This window comes from Streptomyces spororaveus (assembly GCF_016755875.1).
GTDB classification, from domain to species: Bacteria; Actinomycetota; Actinomycetes; order Streptomycetales; family Streptomycetaceae; genus Streptomyces; species Streptomyces spororaveus.
On record NZ_BNED01000005.1, the window covers coordinates 5,358,074 to 5,378,208 of the forward strand.

Annotated in this window: 18 protein-coding genes and 1 tRNA gene; 15 read left to right on the top strand and 4 right to left on the bottom strand. The window is 71.1% G+C overall.

Going from position 1 to position 20,135, the window contains the following annotated elements:
- The first annotated feature begins 15 nt into the window (after positions 1–15).
- The 8 genes from Sspor_RS26560 to Sspor_RS26595 all read left to right on the top strand — a co-directional run bounded on the left by Sspor_RS26560 (position 16) and on the right by Sspor_RS26595 (position 9,800).
- The gene (locus Sspor_RS26560; RefSeq protein WP_202203878.1) at positions 16–2,304 is read left to right on the top strand and encodes a xanthine dehydrogenase family protein molybdopterin-binding subunit; all 2,289 of its coding nucleotides are present in this window, start codon (positions 16–18) and stop codon (positions 2,302–2,304) included.
- Positions 2,305–2,471: 167 nt separating this feature from the next.
- Positions 2,472–3,026 carry a DUF2563 family protein gene (locus tag Sspor_RS26565; protein ID WP_237404036.1) on the top strand — a complete coding sequence of 185 codons (555 nt, stop codon included), beginning with the start codon at positions 2,472–2,474 and terminating at the stop codon, positions 3,024–3,026.
- Entirely contained in the window at positions 3,023–4,474 is a 1,452-nt protein-coding gene (locus Sspor_RS41160) for a WXG100 family type VII secretion target (protein WP_202201369.1), read from the top strand. Before Sspor_RS26565 ends, Sspor_RS41160 begins: the two co-directional genes overlap by 4 nt.
- Before the next feature lie 21 nt (positions 4,475–4,495).
- Positions 4,496–5,680, top strand: a complete 1,185-nt coding sequence (gene mycP, locus Sspor_RS26575) for a type VII secretion-associated serine protease mycosin (RefSeq protein WP_202201370.1) — start codon at positions 4,496–4,498, stop codon at positions 5,678–5,680.
- A gap of 45 nt (positions 5,681–5,725) precedes the next feature.
- Positions 5,726–6,151 (top strand): hypothetical protein, encoded by a 426-nt coding sequence (locus Sspor_RS26580; protein ID WP_202201371.1) that lies wholly within the window; start codon positions 5,726–5,728, stop codon positions 6,149–6,151.
- An 8-nt stretch (positions 6,152–6,159) separates the two neighbouring features.
- The gene (locus Sspor_RS26585) at positions 6,160–8,445 is read left to right on the top strand and encodes a hypothetical protein (RefSeq protein ID WP_202201372.1); all 2,286 of its coding nucleotides are present in this window, start codon (positions 6,160–6,162) and stop codon (positions 8,443–8,445) included.
- A 78-nt stretch (positions 8,446–8,523) separates the two neighbouring features.
- Positions 8,524–9,210 (top strand): hypothetical protein, encoded by a 687-nt coding sequence (locus Sspor_RS26590; RefSeq protein WP_202201373.1) that lies wholly within the window; start codon positions 8,524–8,526, stop codon positions 9,208–9,210.
- A gap of 368 nt (positions 9,211–9,578) precedes the next feature.
- On the top strand, positions 9,579–9,800 hold the full coding sequence (locus tag Sspor_RS26595; RefSeq protein ID WP_202201374.1) for a hypothetical protein: 222 nt from the start codon (positions 9,579–9,581) through the stop codon (positions 9,798–9,800).
- Between the two features lie 148 nt (positions 9,801–9,948).
- On the opposite strand, the gene Sspor_RS26600 is transcribed toward Sspor_RS26595, so the two are convergent.
- Positions 9,949–10,020, bottom strand: a tRNA-Cys gene (locus Sspor_RS26600).
- Between the two features lie 180 nt (positions 10,021–10,200).
- On the opposite strand from Sspor_RS26600, the gene Sspor_RS26605 reads away from it, so the two are divergent.
- From Sspor_RS26605 to Sspor_RS26630, 6 genes are all read left to right on the top strand, one after another.
- Positions 10,201–11,652: an MFS transporter gene (locus tag Sspor_RS26605; RefSeq protein ID WP_202201375.1), complete on the top strand. Its 1,452-nt coding sequence runs from the start codon at positions 10,201–10,203 to the stop codon at positions 11,650–11,652.
- 132 nt (positions 11,653–11,784) lie between these two features.
- Positions 11,785–11,985: a hypothetical protein gene (locus Sspor_RS26610; protein ID WP_202201376.1), complete on the top strand. Its 201-nt coding sequence runs from the start codon at positions 11,785–11,787 to the stop codon at positions 11,983–11,985.
- The gene (locus tag Sspor_RS26615) at positions 11,982–12,395 is read left to right on the top strand and encodes a type II toxin-antitoxin system death-on-curing family toxin (protein WP_202201377.1); all 414 of its coding nucleotides are present in this window, start codon (positions 11,982–11,984) and stop codon (positions 12,393–12,395) included. The genes Sspor_RS26610 and Sspor_RS26615 overlap by 4 nt, the downstream gene beginning before the upstream one ends.
- 136 nt (positions 12,396–12,531) lie before the next feature.
- A complete protein-coding gene (locus Sspor_RS26620) occupies positions 12,532–14,316 on the top strand; it encodes a DEAD/DEAH box helicase (RefSeq protein ID WP_052874215.1) in 1,785 nt (594 codons plus the stop codon).
- Between the two features lie 395 nt (positions 14,317–14,711).
- Positions 14,712–15,353: an IclR family transcriptional regulator gene (locus tag Sspor_RS26625; protein ID WP_007264382.1), complete on the top strand. Its 642-nt coding sequence runs from the start codon at positions 14,712–14,714 to the stop codon at positions 15,351–15,353.
- Between the two features lie 143 nt (positions 15,354–15,496).
- On the top strand, positions 15,497–16,294 hold the full coding sequence (locus Sspor_RS26630; protein WP_202201378.1) for a S16 family serine protease: 798 nt from the start codon (positions 15,497–15,499) through the stop codon (positions 16,292–16,294).
- Here Sspor_RS26630 and Sspor_RS26635 read toward each other — a convergent pair.
- The 3 genes from Sspor_RS26635 to Sspor_RS26645 form a co-directional block, all read right to left on the bottom strand.
- Positions 16,224–17,570 (bottom strand): MFS transporter, encoded by a 1,347-nt coding sequence (locus Sspor_RS26635; protein ID WP_373318828.1) that lies wholly within the window; start codon positions 17,568–17,570, stop codon positions 16,224–16,226. The two genes, Sspor_RS26630 and Sspor_RS26635, sit on opposite strands and share 71 nt — an antisense overlap.
- A gap of 42 nt (positions 17,571–17,612) precedes the next feature.
- A complete protein-coding gene (locus tag Sspor_RS26640) occupies positions 17,613–18,194 on the bottom strand; it encodes an ArsR/SmtB family transcription factor (RefSeq protein WP_202201379.1) in 582 nt (193 codons plus the stop codon).
- A gap of 96 nt (positions 18,195–18,290) precedes the next feature.
- Positions 18,291–18,770, bottom strand: a complete 480-nt coding sequence (locus Sspor_RS26645) for an Lrp/AsnC family transcriptional regulator (protein ID WP_202201380.1) — start codon at positions 18,768–18,770, stop codon at positions 18,291–18,293.
- Positions 18,771–18,911: 141 nt separating this feature from the next.
- Between Sspor_RS26645 and hppD the strand changes: the two genes are divergently transcribed.
- A complete protein-coding gene (gene hppD, locus Sspor_RS26650) occupies positions 18,912–20,066 on the top strand; it encodes a 4-hydroxyphenylpyruvate dioxygenase (protein ID WP_202201381.1) in 1,155 nt (384 codons plus the stop codon).
- Positions 20,067–20,135 lie beyond the last annotated feature (69 nt).

Below are 20,135 nucleotides of genomic sequence, written 5' to 3' on the forward strand. Positions count from 1 at the left end.
ACCACGGTGACGGCCATGGCCGCCACGGGTTCCGAGGCCTCCGAACAGCGGGCCCCGCACGGAATCGGGGCCTCCGTCCCGGCCGCGGACGCCCGGGCCAAGACCGAGGGCACCTTCCCCTACGCCGCCGACCTGTGGGCCGAGGGCCTCCTGTGGGCCGCCGTGCTGCGCTCGCCGCACGCCCACGCCCGGATCCTGTCCATCGACACGACGGCCGCCGCCGAGATGCCCGGCGTCCGCGCCGTCGTCACCCACGCCGACGTGCCCGGCGCCACCACGCACGGCCGCCGGATCGCCGACCGGCCGGTGTTCGCGCACGACGTCGTACGCCACCACGGCGAGCCCATCGCCGCCGTCGCCGCCGACCACCCCGACACCGCTCGGCTCGCCGCCGCCGCGATCGCGGTCGAGTACGAGCTCCTCGACCCGGTCACCGACCCCGAGCAGTCCTTCGGCGCCCCCGCCCTGCACCCCGACGGCAACCTGATCCGGCACATCCCGCTCCGCTACGGCGACCCGGAGGCCACGGGCGAGGTGGTGGTGGAGGGCCTGTACCGGATCGGCCGCCAGGACCCCGCCCCCATCGGCGCCGAGGCCGGACTGGCCGTACCGCGGCCCGACGGCGGCGTGGAGCTCTACACCGCGTCCACCGACCCGCACACCGACCGCGACCTGGCCGCCGCCTGCTTCGGGCTGGACCCGGACCGCGTACGCGTCGTCGTCACCGGGGTGCCGGGCGCGACGGCCGACCGCGAGGACGCCGCCTTCCAGCTCCCGCTCGGCCTGCTCGCCCTGCGGACGGGCTGCCCGGTCAAACTGGCCGCCACCCGCGAGGAGTCCTTCCTCGGCCACACCCACCGGCACCCGACCCTGCTGCGCTACCGCCACCACGCGGACGCGGAGGGCCGGCTGGTCAAGGTCGAGGCCCAGATCCTCATGGACGCCGGCGCCTACGCCGATTCCTCCTCCGAGTCCCTGGCGGCGGCGGTGGCCTTCGCCTGCGGCCCGTACGTCGTCCCGCACGCCTTCGTCGAGGGCTGGGCGGTACGCACCAACAACCCGCCGTCGGGCCACGTCCGCGGCGAGGGCGCCATGCAGGTGTGCGCCGCGTACGAGGGCCAGATGGACAAGCTGGCCGCGGCCCTCGGCATCGACGGCGCGGAACTGCGCATGCGCAACGTCCTGGCGACGGGCGACCTCCTCCCGACCGGCCAGACGGTCACCTGCCCGGCCCCGGTGGCCGAACTGCTGCGCGCGGTCCGCGACTTCGAGCTCCCCGCCCTCCCGAAGGACGCCCCCGAGGACGAGTGGCTGCTGCCGGGCGGCCCGGAGGGTGCGGGCGAGCCGGGCGCGGTACGGCGAGGCGTCGGCTACGGCGTCGGCATGGTCCACATGCTCGGCGCCGAGGGCGCCGACGAGGTCTCCACCGCCACGGTGAAGGTCGTAGGCGGCGCGGCCACGGTCATCTGCGCGGCCGTCGACACCGGCCAGGGCTTCGCCACGCTGGCCCGCCAGATCGTCCAGGAGGTACTGGGCGTCGACGAGGTCGCGATGGCCCCGGTCGACACCGACCAGCCGCCGGCCGGCCCATCGGCGCACGGCCGCCACACGTGGGTGTCGGGCGGCGCGGTGGAGCGGGCGGCCAAGATGGTCCGTACGCAGCTCCTCCAGCCGATGGCCCACAAGCTGGGCATGTCGACGGAGCTCCTGCAGATCCAGGACGGGCGCATCACGTCGTACGACGGCGCGTTCTCGATGTCGGTGGCGGAGGCGATGGCGGGCAAGGAGCTGTGGGCGACGGCCCAGTGCCGCCCCCACCCGACGGAACCCCTCGACGCGGACGGCCAGGGCGACGCCTTCGTGGGCCTCGCCTTCTGCGCGATCCGCGCGGTGGTGGACGTGGACATCGAACTGGGCTCGGTACGGGTCGTGGAACTCGCGGTCGCCCAGGACGTGGGCCGCATCCTGAACCCCCGTCAGCTGGAAGCCCGTATCGAGGCGGGCGTCACCCAGGGCGTGGGCGCGGCCCTGACGGAGAACCTCCGCTCGGTCGCCGGCCTGATCCGCCACCCGGACCTGACGGGCTACGCCCTGCCGACGGCACTGGACGCCCCGGCGGTCCGCATCGTCAAACTGGTCGAAGAGCGCGACGTGGTGGCCCCGTTCGGAGCGAAGGCGGCGAGCGCGGTCCCCGTGGTGACGACCCCGGCGGCGGTGGCCTCGGCGGTCCGCGCGGCCACGGGCCGCCCGGTGAACCGGCTCCCGATCAGGCCGTCCGCAGCGGTGGGTTCGCCCAACTCGTGACCGTGTGACCCGCATTGCACGTGCAACCCCGGACTTGGGCCTGTCGGTGCCGGTCGCTAGAGTGATCGGCACAAGTGTCCATGTACGCATGGACACGGGTGCGAACGGGGACGGGGCGCGGCGGAGACGCCGCGACCACGGGGAGACGGGGAGACGGGGAGGCCAACGTGGCAGAGGACAACGGGGCGGGCCAGGTGGCAGCAGCCCTCACGCTGGGGCTGGCGGGTCCGATGGGCGCGATCGCGGGCGCGGCCTACGGTGCGACCAGTGCGGCGCTGCGGGTCGAGTTCGACTCGATGAGCGAGTACAAGCGCATGGTGGACGGCCTGTTGGACGACCTCACCGGCTCCGACGCGGACCACAAGAAGTTGGCGGACGGCAAGCTGCCGGCCAGCAAGCTCGGTAAGGGCTTCGCGGAGGTCGACGCGCTGTTCAAGTCGTACGACACGGTCGTCACGCAGCTGCAGAACCTCTCGAAGGGGCTGGCGGGGCAGATCGAGGCCCTGGGCATCGCGGTCCTGTCGGCGGGCAAGGGCTACGACGGCGTGGACGAGGAGACCAAGCGGCGCATGGCGGCCATCGCCAGGGAGGCGAAGGCGCATTACGTGGCGGAGCGTGACCCGTGGCCGGAGGAGAAGCGCCGCCTAGAGGCAGCCAACCAGCCGCCGACGTCCACGACTCCGACTCCGTCGCCCAGCACGGCGGGAGGTAGCTACTCATGACCGATTTTGAAAGCTTCACGCACCAGCAGATGCGCGACATGATCGCTTCCCTGGACCCCACCTCGGTCCAGGCGCGGTCCGACCAGCTGAAGAAGGCCGCCGAGGACATCAAGAAGATCGGCGAGGCGCTCAAGAACCACGTTGTGACCGGCTGGGAGGGCCAAGGAGCCGACGCCTTCCAGGAGTGGGTGGGCCGCGCCGGCAACGCGACGCTGCGTCTGAGCGAGTACAGCGCCAAGGGCGGCGAGGCGATGGGCTGGGTCATCCAGACGATGACCGAGGCCACGAAGATGACCGCGGTCGACGCGACCGCGACGAAGAACCTCGCGTCGGCCCTTGAGCACCACAACGACCCGGACTCGGCGACGGTCCGCGCCGAGGCGCAGACAACGCTGGACGCGGACCGCCGCGAGGCCATCCGCCTGATGACCAACCTGGCGCAGTCGTACCAGCAGTCGTCGACGGAGATGGACAAGGCCCCGATCCCGACGTTCCCGGAGCCGCCGCCGGTGTTTGTGCCTCAGGGGTACAACCCGTACGAGGACGTTCAGCGGGACGGTGGCACTGCTGGCTCTACTGACCGCCGGAGTGGGGTTGACGCCTCCTCTCCGTCAACGAGCCGCAGCAGCTCTGGCGAACCGGGTTATGTGCCCGGGCACATGCCGCAGCCGGATGACACGCCGTCTGTGACACCGGGGTCCGTTCCGGTGCCGGTGACCCCTGACCGTGACGTAGACGTGGACCTCGACACGGTTGGCACGCTGCCTCCGAACCAGACACTGCCGCCAGTGACGACCACCCCCGGCCCGCTGCCCACGGGTCCCGTCACTCCCACTCCCGGGCCCGTACTTCCGCCCATGGGCTTCCCGCCGGTCGGCGGTGTGAAGCCGCCCGGCCTGACTGGTCCGGGTATCGGCCCGTACCCGGGTCTGAGCGGTCCCGGTATGCCTCCTCCCGGCGGCAAGGTCCTCGGCACGCCGGGATTGCCCCCGCGTGACAGCGGCATCATGGGCGGTCGGCCTGTGACGTCGACGGGCCCCAGCTCGGGTATCCCGCGTGGCACGGTCATTGGTGAAGGCGCCCAGGCGGGCCGCCCCATGGGCGGCGGAGGAATGGGCCACGGTGGCGGCGGCGCCCACGGCAGCCAGGGCGGCTTCGCGGCAGGTCGTCGACTGGCGTCGGAGCCGGGCGGTGTCGTCGGAGGCCGTCAGACCGGTGCGGTCGGTCGTACGGTTGCGGGTGGTCAGCCGTTCACCCAGGGCGGTTCGGGCCTCGTCCGCAACGGCGCGGGTGGCGCGGGTGCGGGCGCCATGGGGCATGCGGGTGCACGCCCGCAGACCCCGGGTAAGCGGCAGGACGAGCAGGGGGGCGAACGCCCCGACTACCTGGCCGAGGACGAAGAGACCTGGCAGGGCAGCCGTCGCGTTGTTCCGCCTGTGATCGACTGAGTAGAACGGACGTTGCACGGGATGCGCATGCGTAAGGCGACCTCGGCCCTGGTGGGCCTTCTGCTGGCCGGGGTCGCTGCGACCCCGGCCCACGCGGATACGGTTCGGTCCAAGCAGTGGCATCTCGATGTCATGAAGGCAGACGAGATCTGGAAGGTCAGCACGGGTAAGGGAGTTACCGTTGCGGTGATCGACAGCGGTGTCGACCGCATCCCGGAACTGGAAGGGCAAGTCCTGCCCGGAGCCGTGTTTCCCGTCGGTGATGCCGAGGGTGACAAGAACAACGACTACTTCGGTCATGGCACTGGAATGGCCGCCGTTATCGCAGGTACTGGTAAGCACCCCAGCGGTGATGGCGGTTACGGGCTTGCCCCCGGTGTCAAGATTCTTCCGATCCGGGTACCCGACAGTCTGGAAGAGGCCTCGACTCCATCCTGGGTCGCCGCTATTCGGTACGCGGCTGACTCGGATGCCAAGGTCATCAACATCTCCCAGGGCCGGCCTGGCAAGCCGGAAGACGATCGCGAGCGGGCCGCCGCAGTGAAGTACGCCCTCTCCAAGGGCAAGTTGGTATTCGCTGCCGCAGGCAACGACGGAAACACGATCAATGAGATCAACTATCCCGCCGCGACGCCGGGAGTGGTTGGGGTTGGCGCCGCGGACGTCAACGGCAAGCCGATCAGTGAGTCGCAGCACGGTCCGCAGATTGACCTTGCGGCACCAGGCGACAAGATCGTCACCGCGTGCAAGGGGAAGACTGGAATCTGTACTGGTACCGGAACGAGCTCGGCCAGTGCCCTCGCCTCGGCCTCCGCCGCGCTCCTCTGGTCCGCCCACCCCGACTGGACCAACAACCAGGTCCTGCGCGTGCTCCTGAACACCGCGGGCAAGCCCACCGACGGCGTCGAGCGTAACGATTACGTCGGCTACGGCATCGTCCGGCCCAGGGTCGCGTTGCAGACGCCCGGTGACCCCGGCCCGGCCGACGTGTACCCGCTGCCCGATCTCGCGGCGGCGGATGCGGCGGCCAAGAAGCCCTCCGCATCCGCCGACGGCAAGGCTCCCGACGCCGCCGCGTCCAAGCCCGCCGCACAGGCCGAGGACAAGAAGAGCGGCAGTGTGCTTCCCTGGATCGCCCTTGGTCTGGGAGCCTGCGTGCTGATCGGTGGAGCCGTGACCGTGGTCGTCGTACGACGTAACCGCTGACCCGGGCCGATCTGACCCTGCAACCAGCCTTCGGGAGTTCACGCGATGTCGTTCGACGAGGAATGGTCGGCGGCTCGCGCCACGGCCGCCGCCGGTGTCACCATGCGCCTCAACCAGGTGCCCGCCGATCCCGGCGGTGGTGGCGGTGGCGGTGACCTTGAGCTCAATCAGGACCACATCGGTGCGATCGGCTCCGAGGCGTACAAGCTGCACACGCGCCTGCAGACCGACGGCAAGCACGCCGACACCGCCACCGCCGAGGCCGCCGGGGCCCTCACCAAGGAGGGCTTCGCGAGCGGGGCGGCGCTGCTCAAGGTCAACAGCGCCTGGGAGAGCCAGGTGAAGACCCTCGTGGCCGCCTGCGCCAACATCTCCAACGGGCTGAACTACTCGCTCGCCTCCCACGCCAAGGACGAGCAGCAGCTCCAGGCGGACTTCACCGCATCCGCGATAGACAAACTCCTCAAGTAGGCGCCTTCATGCTGACGTACGAGAACGTGATGAACGCGCCCCTGGGCAAGCTCCAGACGGCCGTCACCGACTGGACGGCGATGGCCGGCAAGCTGGACGAGATGGCCGAGGCCGCTCGCAACGGCATGAAGGCGAAGTCCGACAAGGCCGAGTGGAGCGGGGTCACCGCAGGCGTGGCGCGCGGGTTCGTCGACAAGACGGCCAAGGAGTTCGAGGACGCGGCCAAGGCCGCCAAGGGCATGCACCAGGTCCTCGCCGACGCGCACGCGACCTTCAAGGCCGCCCAGGACGAGCTGAAGAAGCTCGCCGCGGAGGCCCCGGCGGCCGGCTTCCGGGTCGATGCCGACGGGCGGGTCACGGCCATTCCGCTGCCCACCGAGGGTGAGCGGAACGCGGCCCGGCACGACCCCGACTACCAGCAGACCGTGAACACGGCCCGCAACGCGTGGCAGACCCGGATCAACCGGGCCGTCGAGGACGCCCAGGACGCCGACGACTCCCTGGTCCGGGTCCTCCGGGCGAACGTCGCGGACGAACACGACTTCAGCGGACCGAAGTTCACCACCCTCGATGCCGAACAGGCGGCCCGCGCCGCCGACCTGATGAAGAAGGTCACCGGCGAGGGCGGCACGGCACGCAACGTCGAGGCGCTGCGCGAGCTGGAGGAACTGCTCGACGACAACCGCACGGACCCCGAGTTCTCCACGGGCTTCTACCGGACGATCGGCGCCGAAGGCACCTTGGAGATGTACTCCCGGATGTCCCTCGACGCGACGGGCCTGGGGCCGGCCGGCAAGGACCGGGCGCTGATGGTCGCGAACATCCAGAGCGACATGGGCGCGATGCTCGGCCTCGCGACGCACAAGGACGTTCCGAACCACCTCGACGCCGCCTGGACGACCCAGCTGATGAAGGCGGGCCGCAAGGAGATGGCCGTGTACGGCGGCGTGCAGCAGATCTACGGCTACCAGGCCCTGGGCGCGCTGCTGCGCGAGGGGAAGTACGACACGGAGTTCCTGACCTCGGTCGGCCGTGACATGGTCGCCATGGACCGCAAGGACCCGCGGGCCTGGGAGTTCCACACCCCGTACGGGCTGGACTCGGTCCTCAGCCAGGGCCAGGACGGCCGTGGCTTCTACCCGCTGACCGGCCTGATGGAGGCGCTGGGCAACAACCCGGACGCCGCGACGGCCTTCTTCGGCGAGCCGGTCCGCGAGGACAGCGACAAGGACGGCATCGTCACGAAGAACGACAAGCCGGTCTCGGGGCAGCATGGCAAGGACCAGGGCATGGTCGACTACATGCTCGACAAGAAGCCGTACATGGACAGCTTCGACATCAGCCGGACCGGGGCCCTCCATCCGGCGCAGGACGCGCTCGGCGGGGCGCTGGAGGCGGCGGTCTCGGGGCGCGCGGCCGGTGACGAGGACGCGAAGCCCGTGGCGCACACCGAGCAGATGACGGCAGTCATGGAGCGGGTGGTCGAGAAGATCGGTGAGGATCCGGACCTCGTCGTGACCAAGCCGGGCGAGGACGAGAAGGCCCCCCTGGCGGGCCTGTCGGGCCATCTCGGGAACATGTCGGCCGAGTACATGCCGGACCTGCAGGCCTCCGCGGAGAACGGCGGTGGGCAGATCAAGGTCAGCGGCGACATGGCCGAGTTCAACAAGTCGAACATGGCGCGTTTCCTGGGGGCGGTCGGCCAGGATCCGGAGGCGTACGGGGCGATCACCAACGCCAACCAGGCGTTCACCGCCGTCCTGGTGAACGACGTCATCGCGCACCGCGGCGACACGGGGCATCTCGACACGGCCATCGAGAACGCCGTCCACCCCGGAGGCCAGATCGCCGGGATGCTCACGGAGGCCCGCGCCGAGAACATGCACGCCGAGACCGCCCACAGCAACGAGGAGTACGTCAAGGGGGTGGAGGACGGCGCCAAGTGGATCAATCGGGGCATCACCGCGGCGGGCGGAAAGTACCTGGAGATGGTGCCGCTGGCGGGCGATGTGATCGAGTGGGTCCAGGAGGACGTGACCGAGCACTTCGTCGAGGGCGCCAAGAAGGAGGGCGAGGAGAAGACCGACAAGACGGAGCAGGACGTCTCGGAGATGTACTCTGCCGCGCAGACCCAGTCGAGCAAGGCGGCGGCGGACGCCGTCCGCAACGCCGCGGCGGGTTCGGGCATGTCGGCCACGGACATCGACGTCCTGGCCGGTGCGGCTTCGAAGGAGACCGCGAACGCCCACTCGGTGGGCCGGGACCAGGTGGCGTCCGCAGCAGGGAAGTCGTAGGCGGCAACGCCCTGCGGGCGGCGGTTCCGCGCAGGCCGGGCGGTGTGGCAGCAGAAGTACCGGAGACAGGGGCGGGGCATGGGACAGCCGGGCATACGGACGGCACGGACGGCACGGATCGGCGGGTTCGCGATGTGCCTCGCGCTGGCCGCCGCCGGGTGCTCCTCCCCGGATTCCGGGCCGAAGAAGACGGCCCCGGAGTCGGCCACGACGTCGGTCACCGTCGAAGTGGCGGACGCCTGTCCCGGGCTGCTGTCGGCGGCGGGTGCCGAGGCGCTCAAGCGGGTGCTCCAGTCCTCCGCCGTCATGCGGGACGAGGCGCAGGCCGTCGGCGTGGCGGCGACGGGCAAGGCCCTGGAGGCGGCGTACAAGGCGGGCCCGAAGGTGCGTGAGGCAGCCGTCCCTTCCTGCACCGTGACCGGGCAGGTCGGCGGAGGGGACCGGATGGGCGAGATCCGTCTGACCGCGGACAGCGGGAAGGCGGGTCCGCCGCGCCCCGATCAGGTCGGGGTGCGCGTACTGCCGGGCGAGAAGGAGGCCGGGGTGTCGTTCGACTGCGTGAGCACCCGGGTCGGCTCCACCGCCGACGTGCCCCTGCGGATCACGGGCGTCTTCGCGAACCGCTGGCAGAAACTCGAAAGCGATTCGGGCCTGGTGGACGAGTACTTGGTGGTCGCCCACTCCGCCGCACTGGCGGTGTCCCGTGAACTGGGATGCGCGAACAACGGTGGACTGCCGGCAGCAGCCGGCGAACTGGACCGGTAGGCCCTCGCGCGGGTCGGTCCGGCGTACGTCGCTTCGCAAGAGCCAAATGCGGGTTCGTTCACCCCAGTTCAGTCCCGCACGCCCGTCCGGCTTCGGACCCGCCGAAGCTGTGAGCGGGGACTCATGGCGGTAGTCGACCACCACCATGGCCGCGCGGCGTCAGCGCAGGGTGCACACCACCGGAATGCGCCCATTTGCGGAAATTGCTAGCTTGGAATAGAGAGCGCAGGCCCAGCCATCCAGAGCCTGCCCGACGGGTCGTGTCACCGACCCGGCACCCGAACGGCGCGCCATGACGCGCCGCCCACATGGGTGCGGATCAAGCTGACCAGCGCCCCGATCGAGGCAATCCGTGAAAGGGGAACCACATGCGCATTCGACGAATCCTCGCCGCCGTCATCGCCACGGCAGCCCTCGCCGGACTCGGCCTCACAGGCGCCGCCGCAGCCACCGCCGCCACCACGCAGACGCAGGGCGCCTCGTCCTACGTCACACCTTCCGAGTGCAAGCAGGGCGGCGGAACGCCCGCGATCAATGACGCGGGCAACTTCTGCAAGGGCGGTACGCACGACGGAGAGCAGGTCGACTGACCACTGCCCCTCTCCCGCGCAGGGACCGTACCTGTGCCGACCCGCTGAGCCGCCGGGCATCGGCCGAGGCGGCAACGGAGACGGACGGCCGGAAGGGCGGCACCCCTCGGGGGTGCCGCCCTTCCGGCCCGCCTGGGCGGGCGTTCAGAAGCCGTGACCGGAATCGAACCGGCGTAACTCGCTTTGCAGGCGAGTCCCTCAACCACTCGGGCACACGGCTGTGGGGTGGTGATGTGCATGACCGTACGGGGGTCTGTGGGGGTGGGGAAGGGGATCGCGGACCGTGCAACGCGACTGCCATGCCGCGTTCACAGACCGGGGGACCTAGGTCCGCGGGACCAGAACGGGATCCGTCGAATTGACAGGGTCACTCCGGGGCTACGCACCTTACTCTGGGGCGATGAGCGCCCTTGAACCCCGCGTGCCCCAGAGAACCGCACCGGCCCCGCCCCCGCCTCAGGGCGGGGTTCTCGGGCCCGCGTACCGGACGCTCAGCATCGGGATCATCTCCGTCGTCTTCCTCATCGCCTTCGAGGCCACCGCAGTCGGCACGGCCATGCCCGTCGCCGCCCGCGAGCTGGAGGGGATCGGGCTCTACGCCTTCGCCTTCTCCGCCTACTTCACCACCAGCCTCTTCGGCATGGTCCTGTCCGGCCAGTGGGCCGACCGGCAGGGGCCGCTGCGGCCGCTGGCCGTCGGCATCGCCTCCTTCGCCTCCGGGCTCGTGATCTCCGGGACCGCCGGGGCCATGTGGGTGTTCGTGCTCGGCCGCGCCGTGCAGGGCTTCGGCGGCGGGCTGGTCATCGTCGCCCTCTACGTCGTCGTCAGCCGGGCGTACGAGGAGCGGCTGCGGCCCGCGATCATGGCGGCCTTCGCCGCGAGCTGGGTGGTCCCCTCGATCGTCGGGCCGCTGGCTTCCGGGACGGTCACCGAGCACCTCGGCTGGCGGTGGGTCTTCCTCGGGATACCGGCTCTGGTCGTCGTCCCGCTGATGGTGGCCCTGCCCGCGATACGGCGGACCGCGTCCGGGCCCGTCGACCCCGACGCCCCGGCCGTGGCCTTCGACCGGCGGCGGATCCGGCTGGCCTTCGGCATCTCGGTGGGCGCGGGCCTGCTCCAGTACGCCGCCCAGGACCTGCGGTGGCTCTCGCTCGTGCCGGGCATCGCCGGCGCCGCCCTGCTCGTGCCCGCCGTGCTCGGGCTGCTGCCGCGCGGGACCTACCGGGCGCGCCGCGGGCTGCCGTCCGTGGTGCTGCTGCGCGGGGTCGCCGCCGGGTCGTTCATCGCGGCGGAGAGCTTCGTACCGCTGATGCTGGTCACCCAGCGCGGGCTGAGCCCGACGATGGCCGGGTTCTCGCTCGCGCTGGGCGGAGTGACCTGGGCGGGTGGTTCGTGGGTGCAGTCCAAGAGCCGGGTGGCCCCGTACCGGGAACGGCTGATGGTGTGCGGGATGGTGCTGGTGGCGCTGGCCATCGCCGCGGCGCCCGCCGTGCTGATCGAGTCCGTACCGGTGTGGACGCTGGCACTGGCCTGGGCGGTCGGCTGCCTGGGCATGGGCCTGGTGATCGGCTCCACGAGCGTGCTGCTGCTCCAGCTGTCGGCGCCGGAGGAGGCGGGGGCCAATTCCGCCGCCCTGCAGATCTCGGACGCGCTGGCGAACGTGGTGCTGCTGGCCTTCGGAGGCGCCGCGTTCGCCGCGCTCGGGGGCGGTGCGGTGGGGGCCGCGCACACCGTGACCGCGGGCGCGTCGGCCTCGCACCCGGCCGCGTTCGCCGCGGTGTTCCTGCCGATGTCCTGCGTGGCGCTGGTGGGGGCGTGGGTCACGACCCGGCTGGATCCCGCCAAGGCGTGACCGCCCGAGCCGTGGCCCGCCAAGGCGTGACCGCCCGAGCCGTGGCCCGCAAGGCGTGACCGCGCGGGCCTGCCGCCGGGCCCCGCGGAATTCCGCTGCGGCGCGGCCCGCGGCCGTTCTACCGTTGCGGCCATGAACGAGCTGATCATCAGACTGTCCGATGCCGAGCGCGAGGAATGCGCCGACCTCGCCGACGCGACGGGCCGGTCGCCCGAGGAGCTCGCGCTCGACGCCGTACGGGCACTGCTGAAGGCCGAGCGGGACCGGGTCGGGGCCCAGGCGCTGCGGCTCGCGCAGCGGCACGCCCCCCTGCTGAAGCGGCTCGGCGCATGAGCGCCGCCACCGCCCCGGTGCGCCACCTCACGCTCGCCGAGGTCCTCGACCTGGCCCGGCACGCCTGCATGGCCCAGGACCAGCCCGTCGAACTGCGCGCCCCCGGGCTGCTGGAGTCGGCCGTGCACCGGCCCCGGGCGAGGATGTTCGGGACCCCGGCGTACGAGGATCCGTACGAGCAGGCCGCCGCACTGCTCCACGGCATCGCGGCGAACCACCCGCTGGTCGACGGCAACAAGCGCACCGCCTGGCTCGCCGCGGCGACCTTCCTCGCCGTGAACGGGGCCGATCCGGGCGACGTCGACCAGGAGGCGGCCTACGGGCTGGTCGTCGACGTGGCCGCCGGTCACGAGAGCGACATCGCGCGAATCGCCGCGCGGCTTCGGGCGCTGCTCGCCCCGCCGATGTGACGCTCACCGCACCCGCCGAGGTCACGGGCCTGTCCCTCCGCGAGGGGCGGGTCCGGGCCGGTAGGGTGGCCCGGTTGTCCTACGTACGACTGCCTGCCACCCGTACCAGATACGCCGAGAGCACGAACCGGAGACCGTGACTACTACCGCCTCCCACCACCTCTCACCCGCCTTCCCCGGCCGTGCCCCCTGGGGTACCGCCAACAAGCTGCGTGCCTGGCAGCAGGGGGCGCTCGACCGCTACATCCAGAACCAGCCGCGGGACTTCCTCGCGGTCGCCACGCCCGGCGCCGGCAAGACGACCTTCGCGCTCACCCTCGCCTCCTGGCTGCTGCACCACCACGTCGTGCAGCAGGTGACCGTCGTCGCGCCGACCGAACACCTGAAGAAGCAGTGGGCGGAGGCGGCGGCCCGGATAGGCATCCGGCTCGACCCCGAGTACTCCGCCGGACCGCTCAGCAAGGACTACCACGGGGTCGCCGTCACCTACGCCGGTGTCGGCGTGCGCCCGATGCTGCACCGCAACCGCTGCGAGCAGCGCAAGACCCTCGTCATCCTCGACGAGATCCACCACGCCGGTGACTCGAAGTCCTGGGGCGAGGCCTGCCTGGAGGCCTTCGACCCGGCGACCCGGCGCCTGGCCCTGACCGGCACGCCCTTCCGGTCCGACACGAACCCGATCCCCTTCGTCACGTACGAGGAGGGGAACGACGGCATCCGGCGGTCCTCCGCCGACTACACCTACGGTTACGGCAACGCGCTCGGCGACGGCGTGGTCCGTCCGGTCATCTTCCTCTCCTACAGCGGCAACATGCGCTGGCGGACCAAGGCCGGTGACGAGATCGCCGCCCGGCTCGGCGAGCCGATGACCAAGGACGCCATCTCCCAGGCCTGGCGCACGGCGCTGGACCCGCGCGGAGACTGGATGCCGAACGTGCTGCGCGCCGCCGACCAGCGGCTGACGGAGGTCAGGAAGGGCATCCCGGACGCCGGCGGCCTCGTCATCGCCTCCGACCAGGACTCGGCGCGCGCCTACGCCAAGCTGCTGCGGGAGATCACCGGCAGCAAGGCGACCGTGGTGCTCTCCGACGACACCGGGGCGTCGAAGCGGATCGACGAGTTCAGCGAGGACGGCAGCCGCTGGATGGTCGCGGTCCGCATGGTGTCCGAGGGCGTCGACGTGCCGCGCCTCGCGGTGGGCGTCTACGCCACCACCATCTCGACGCCGCTGTTCTTCGCGCAGGCCGTCGGCCGGTTCGTGCGATCGCGCAGGCGCGGCGAGACCGCGTCCGTGTTCCTGCCGACCATCCCCTATCTCCTCGGCTTCGCCAACGAGATGGAGGTCGAGCGCGACCACGTCCTCGACAAGCCGAAGAAGCAGGGCGAGGAGGATCCGTACGCCGAGTCCGAGAAGGAGATGGACGAGGCGAACAAGCAGGAGGACGAGGACACCGGCGAGGACGAGCAGATGTCCTTCGAGGCGCTGGAGTCCGACGCGGTCTTCGACCGGGTCCTCTACGACGGCGCCGAGTTCGGTATGCAGGCGCACCCGGGCAGCGAGGAGGAGCAGGACTACCTCGGCATCCCCGGGCTGCTGGAGCCGGACCAGGTGCAGATGCTGCTGCAGAAGCGGCAGTCGCGGCAGATCGCGCACAGCCGGCGCAAGCCGGACGCGGAGGCGGACCTGCTGGAGCTGCCGGCCGACCGGCGGCCCGTGGTCTCGCACAAGGAGCTGCTGGAGCTGCGCAAGTCGCTGAACACGATGGTGGGCGCCTACGTCCACCAGAGCGGGAAGCCGCACGGGGTGATCCACACGGAGCTGCGCCGGGTGTGCGGCGGCCCGCCGAGTGCGGAGGCGACCGCGGGGCAGTTGCGCGAGCGGATCAAGAAGGTGCAGGAGTGGGCCACCCGGATGCGGTGAGTTCATCCGGAGCGGGGGACGGGGTCCGTGCGGAGGTTCGCACGGACCCCGTCCGGCGTGACGCGGCGGGGTGGGGAGCCGATCACCGTCGTTTTGAACATGCTCGGAGCAATGCGGCGGTAAAGGCCTCCTGTGGCAATCGGGGTCACGAATTGACACCGAGGCCGATCAGGAAACGGCATAAACAGGTAGCACGCGCCCGGATTCTGGACGAGCCCTTCCGCTGAGCGAACCTGCTCGCTACTGTCCCCGCATCAAACGCACCGTGGCAGCGCCGCCGCGGGAGCGCAGCCGGTGCAATGGCCGCTACCGGCGGCCTCTCCGTGCGTCGCCGCGGGACCGGCGACGTGCCGCCCCGAGAGTCACCGCCGCTCACCGAAAGAGGGCGAGGCGTCGTGACCGCGGAAACCTCCCAGACTCTCGACAGAGGGCTCAGAGTCCTCAAATTGCTCGCCGACACCGACCACGGTCTGACCGTCACCGAGCTCTCCAACCGCCTCGGTGTGAACCGCACCGTGGTCTACCGGCTCCTCGCCACCCTCGAACAGCACGCCCTGGTCCGCCGTGACCTCGGCGGCCGGGCCCGGGTCGGTCTCGGAGTGCTGCGGCTGGGCCGGCAGGTCCATCCGCTCGTACGCGAGGCCGCCCTGCCCGCGCTGCGGTCCCTCGCCGAGGACATAGGCGCCACCGCGCACCTGACCCTCGTCGACGGTACCGAGGCGCTCGCTGTCGCCGTCGTGGAGCCGACCTGGACGGACTACCACGTGGCCTACCGGGCCGGCTTCCGCCACCCGCTGGACCGCGGGGCCGCCGGGCGGGCCATCCTGGCGGCCCGCCAGGGCTCCTTGATCGAGCCGGGGTACACGCTGACCCACGGAGAGCTGGAAGCGGGCGCCAGCGGCGCCGCCGCGCCGCTCGTGGGCATCACCGGGCTGGAAGGCAGCGTCGGCGTCGTCATGCTGGCGGACGCCGTGCCGGAGCGGGTCGGGCCGCGGGTGGTCGACGCGGCGCGGGAAGTGGCCGACGCCCTTCGCTAGCCGCGGGCTCGGCGGATCGCGGATGCCGGGTGCGGCGCCGTTGCCGGGGGTGCTGCCCCCGGACCCCCGCGCCTCAAACGGCGGCGGGGCTGAACGAGCGCCTCGGACGCCGGTGGGGGTGAGGGGGCGGATAGATTGGGCGGGTGCTTTCACGCCTCACACGTCTGCCCCGTCCCGCCGCCCTGGCCGTCTGCGCCGTGCCCGTGCTCGGGCTGTTCGCCGCCGCGGCCTTCGCGCCGCTGCCCTTCGTGGTCGCCATTCCCGGGCTCACGGCCGACGTACTGGGCTCCGACCAGGGCAAGCCGGTCATCACCGTGACCGGCGCCCCGGTCCGGGACACCAAGGGCGAGCTGCGCATGACCACCATCCGGGCCACCGGTCCGTCCTCGACCATGAAGCTGCACGAGCTCATCGGTCACTGGTTCAAGACCGATCAGGCGGTCATGCCCAGAGAAGCCGTCTACTCCACGGGCGGAAGCGACGAGGAGATCGAGAAGCACAACCTGGAGGAAATGGCCAAGTCGCAGTCGGCCGCCACCGACGCGGCCCTCGGCTTTCTCCACAAGGACCCCAAGGACGTGAAGGTCGACCTCAACCTCGCCGACGTCGGCGGCCCGAGCGCCGGACTCCTCTTCTCCCTCGGCATCGTCGACAAGCTCGACGGTGACGGCAGCGGCGGCGATCTCACCGGCGGCCGCAGCGTCGCCGGTACGGGCACCATCACCGCCGACGGCACGGTCGGCGCGGTCGGCGGGGTGGCCCTGAAGACCCAGGCCGCGCGGCGCGACGGGGCGAGCGTGTTCCTCGTACCGAAGGCCGAGTGCGCGGACGCCCTGTCGGAACTCCCCGAGGGACTGCGGCTGGTCCCCGTCACCTCGCTGACGGATGCGGTGAACTCTCTTCGCGCGCTGAACCGGGGTGAGCAGGCTCCGTCCTGCTGACGCCGGCGGCCGGCGGCCCGTCCAGTCCGCGCCAGGCCGGGAAGACCATCGGGGAGAGGGTCGTGAGCAGGTACGTGCCTCCGAACAGCAGCAGCGCGGTGGTGACCCCGAACCCGTCGACCAGCAGGCCCGCCGCGAGCCCGCCCATCGGCATGGTCAGCTCGCAGCCAGCCGTGGCCACGCCCGAGACACGGCTGCGCAGCGCCTCCGGCACCTGCTCGTACATGACCGTCGTCAGGATCGGGTTGAGCATGCCCGCGCCCAGTCCGGCCAGGGCCATCGTCACCGCGAGCGGCAGGGTCGTGTCGGTGAGGGCGGCCACCACGTACCGGGTCGCCCCGGAGAGCAGGAAGGCGGCCGTGAACACCGCGCGGCGCGGGAAGCGCTCGCCCCACATGCCGTAGAGCAGGGCGCCCAGCAGGGCGAAGCCGCCGAACAGGGAGATCATCAGGCCGATCGCGGTGGCGCCGCCGAGGTCCTCCCGGCCGTGCACCGGCAGCAGGACCGAGGACCAGCCCTGGTCCAGCCCGTTGGTCATCATGACCATCACCGTGACGCCCAGCAGCAGCCGGGTGCGGGTCATGAAGGCCCAGCCTTCGGCGAGTTCGGCGCGGTAGGCCCCGAAGGACACCTTGCCGGCGGTGCGCTGGGGTTCGGCGGCCGGCACCCCGCGCAGGAACAGGGTGACCAGCAGCGCCGACGCCCCGAAGGTCGCCGCGTCCAGCAGCAGCACCGTTTCGGCACCGAACACCGCGATGAGCAGTCCGGCCCCCGCGGCCCCGATCATCCGGGCGCCGCGTGAGACCGCGTCGTAGAGGCCGGCGGCCCGGGTGATGGTGGTGCCGGCGTGCTCGGCGAGGTTCGGCAGGAGCACGGCGCGGGCGGTCAGGCCCGGGGTGTGCACGAGGCCGCCGACGGCCATCAGCGCACACAGCATCCAGAACTCCAGCACGCCGGCGTAGTGCAGCAGCGGGATCGCGCCGACCGACAGGCCGCTGATCAGGTCGGAGGCGACGGAGACCCTGCGGCGGCCGATCCGGTCGATGACCGGTCCGCCGACCAGGGCGGCCACGATGACGGGCAGGGTGGCGCAGAAGGCGACGACCCCGGCCCGGCCGGCGCTGCCCGTGGTCTGGAGCACGAACCACGGAACGCCGATGAGGGTGAGTGAACTCCCGGCTATGGAAATGGTGTTGGCGGCCAGTACGCCGACCAGCGGGCGCTTGTCCGTACGGCGCTCCGCACGCGGCGGTCCGTCGGGGATTAAGGCGTGCACGGCAGGACTCCTAGGACGAACGGGGGGGACAGGGGAGTGGGGCTACTCCGACGCCTCGCGCGGGAAGGCGTGCGTGTGGAAGCGGACCGCCTTCGTGCCCTCCGAGGCGGGCAGGTCCCGATAGCTGTTGATCAGGTCGTGCATCTTGTGGATCAGTTCGAGGCTCTGCTCGGCGGTCAGGTGCAGGGTGAAGTCGCTCATGTCCGCGCCGCGCCGCCATTCCCGGGGCCAGTTGTGGGCGTTGCCGAGCCAGGTGCTCAGCTCCTGCGTGTGGATCGTCGCGATCTCGTGCAGGAACAGGTCGGCCGCGCCGCGCACGGCCGGGTCCTCGTCGAGGGTCAGCTTCTCGTCGAAGGCCGTGCCGTCGTACACGGCCCGCCACCAGCGCTCGCGGCCCTTGCCGTGTCCGGGCGCGTCCTCGACGAACCCGTGCACCGCGAGCTGGCGCAGGTGGTAGCTGGTGGCCCCGCTCGACTCCCCGAGCCGGTCCGCGAGCCGGGAGGCGGTGGCGGGGCCGTCGTGGCGCAGGGCGGCCAGCAGGCGGATGCGCAGCGGGTGGGCGAGTCCGCGCAGCGAACGGGCGTCGAGCGTACGGACGTTGGGCTCTGCGGGCGTCTCGGGCATGACTCGACGATAGAGTTGCAAAGATCTCTGTGCAAGGGTTTCTTTGCAACGTCTTCTTTGGATGTCCCGCCGGGGCCTCGGGCCGGGAGCCCGGCCTCAGGGGCGGGTGTCGTCCTCCGCCGCCTGCTCCACCAGCGGGATGATCCGCAGCGGTACGGGGTTCTCCATCACGATCGCCGTCGAGGCCCGCACGATCCCCTCGAAGCCGACGACGCGGTCGATCACCCGCTGCAGGTCGGCGTTGGAGCGGGCCACCAGCCGGCACAGCATGTCCCCGTGCCCGGTGGTGGTGTGCAGCTCCAGTACCTCGGGCACCCCGTTCAGGTGCGCCCGTACGTCCGCCCCCTGCCCCTGCTTGATCTCCAGCGTCGCGAACGCGGTCACCGGATACCCGAGGGCCGTCGGGTCGACCTGCGGGCCGAACCCGCGGATGACCCCGTTCGACTGGAGCCGGTCCAGGCGCGCCTGGACGGTCCCGCGGGCCACGCCGAGCCGGCGCGAGGCCTCCAGGACCCCGATCCGCGGCTCGCGGGCGAGCAGGACGATGAGCCGGCCGTCGAGTTCGTCGATGCCCATGGATGCCTCCGGGTGCCCACGCGTGCCCGCGGGTGGTCATAGTGCACAGATGTTTCAAACAGCCTGCGGTCATCCTGGGCAGTTTGTACAGTCAAACTGGAAACTATTGCGCAGCTTGTGGAACGGCGGGACTCTGCGCTCATGACTGAGTCTCTGGCGAACCTCGAAACCACCCCGCACACGGCGCGTGAGGCAGACCCCTTCCCGGTGAAGGGTATGGACGCTGTCGTCTTCGCCGTCGGCAATGCCAAGCAGGCCGCGCACTACTACTCGACCGCCTTCGGCATGAAGCTCGTGGCCTACTCCGGACCGGAGACCGGCTCGCGCGAGACGGCCAGCTACGTCCTGACCAACGGCTCCGCGCGCTTCGTGCTGACCTCGGTCATCAAGGCGACGACCGACCACGGCCGCTTCCTCGCCGAGCACGTCACCGAGCACGGCGACGGCGTGATCGACCTCGCCATCGAGGTCCCGGACGTCCGCGCGGCGTACAAGTACGCCGTCGAGCAGGGCGCCCGCGGACTGGACGAGCCGTACGAGGTCAAGGACGAGAACGGCACGGTCGTGCTGGCCGCGATCGCCACCTACGGCCAGACCCGCCACACGCTGGTCGAGCGCGGCGACTACACCGGCCCGTACCTGCCCGGCTACGAGGCCGTCGACCCGATGGTCGAGCCCCCGGCCAAGCGCACCTTCCAGGCGATCGACCACTGCGTCGGCAACGTCGAGCTCGGCCGGATGAACGAGTGGGTCGCGTTCTACAACAAGGTCATGGGCTTCACGAACATGAAGGAGTTCGTGGGCGACGACATCGCGACCGAGTACTCGGCGCTGATGTCCAAGGTCGTCGCGGACGGCACCAAGAAGGTCAAGTTCCCGATCAACGAGCCGGCGATCGCGAAGAAGAAGTCGCAGATCGACGAGTACCTGGAGTTCTACAACGGCCCCGGTGTCCAGCACATCGCGCTGGCCTCGAACGACATCGTCTCGACGGTCCGCTCGATGCGCGCGGCGGGCGTCCAGTTCCTGTCCGTCCCGGACACCTACTACGACACCCTCGGCGAGTGGGTCGGCGACACCCGGGTGCCGATCGACGAGCTGCGCGAGCTGAAGATCCTGGCCGACCGCGACGAGGACGGCTACCTGCTGCAGATCTTCACGAAGCCGGTGCAGGACCGCCCGACCGTCTTCTTCGAGATCATCGAGCGCCACGGCTCGATGGGCTTCGGCAAGGGCAACTTCAAGGCCCTGTTCGAGGCGATCGAGCGCGAGCAGGACAAGCGCGGCAACCTCTAGCCTCCGGCTCGGCCCGCGGCTTTCGACGCGCTGCCCGCACCGCTTAAGGTGCACCGCGCAGCGGGTCTG

What these genes read in the sequence shown, in the direction of transcription:
- Sspor_RS26560 (WP_202203878.1), top strand. Translation starts at nt 16, where the DNA reads ATGGCCGCCACGGGTTCCGAGGCCTCCGAACAGCGGGCCCCGCACGGA.
- Sspor_RS41160 (WP_202201369.1), top strand. Translation starts at nt 3,023, where the DNA reads ATGACCGATTTTGAAAGCTTCACGCACCAGCAGATGCGCGACATGATC.
- mycP (WP_202201370.1), top strand. Translation starts at nt 4,496, where the DNA reads ATGCGCATGCGTAAGGCGACCTCGGCCCTGGTGGGCCTTCTGCTGGCC.
- Sspor_RS26580 (WP_202201371.1), top strand. Translation starts at nt 5,726, where the DNA reads ATGTCGTTCGACGAGGAATGGTCGGCGGCTCGCGCCACGGCCGCCGCC.
- Sspor_RS26585 (WP_202201372.1), top strand. Translation starts at nt 6,160, where the DNA reads ATGCTGACGTACGAGAACGTGATGAACGCGCCCCTGGGCAAGCTCCAG.
- Sspor_RS26590 (WP_202201373.1), top strand. Translation starts at nt 8,524, where the DNA reads ATGGGACAGCCGGGCATACGGACGGCACGGACGGCACGGATCGGCGGG.
- Sspor_RS26595 (WP_202201374.1), top strand. Translation starts at nt 9,579, where the DNA reads ATGCGCATTCGACGAATCCTCGCCGCCGTCATCGCCACGGCAGCCCTC.
- Sspor_RS26605 (WP_202201375.1), top strand. Translation starts at nt 10,201, where the DNA reads ATGAGCGCCCTTGAACCCCGCGTGCCCCAGAGAACCGCACCGGCCCCG.
- Sspor_RS26610 (WP_202201376.1), top strand. Translation starts at nt 11,785, where the DNA reads ATGAACGAGCTGATCATCAGACTGTCCGATGCCGAGCGCGAGGAATGC.
- Sspor_RS26615 (WP_202201377.1), top strand. Translation starts at nt 11,982, where the DNA reads ATGAGCGCCGCCACCGCCCCGGTGCGCCACCTCACGCTCGCCGAGGTC.
- Sspor_RS26640 (WP_202201379.1), bottom strand. Translation starts at nt 18,194, where the DNA reads ATGCCCGAGACGCCCGCAGAGCCCAACGTCCGTACGCTCGACGCCCGT.
- Sspor_RS26645 (WP_202201380.1), bottom strand. Translation starts at nt 18,770, where the DNA reads ATGGGCATCGACGAACTCGACGGCCGGCTCATCGTCCTGCTCGCCCGC.
- hppD (WP_202201381.1), top strand. Translation starts at nt 18,912, where the DNA reads ATGACTGAGTCTCTGGCGAACCTCGAAACCACCCCGCACACGGCGCGT.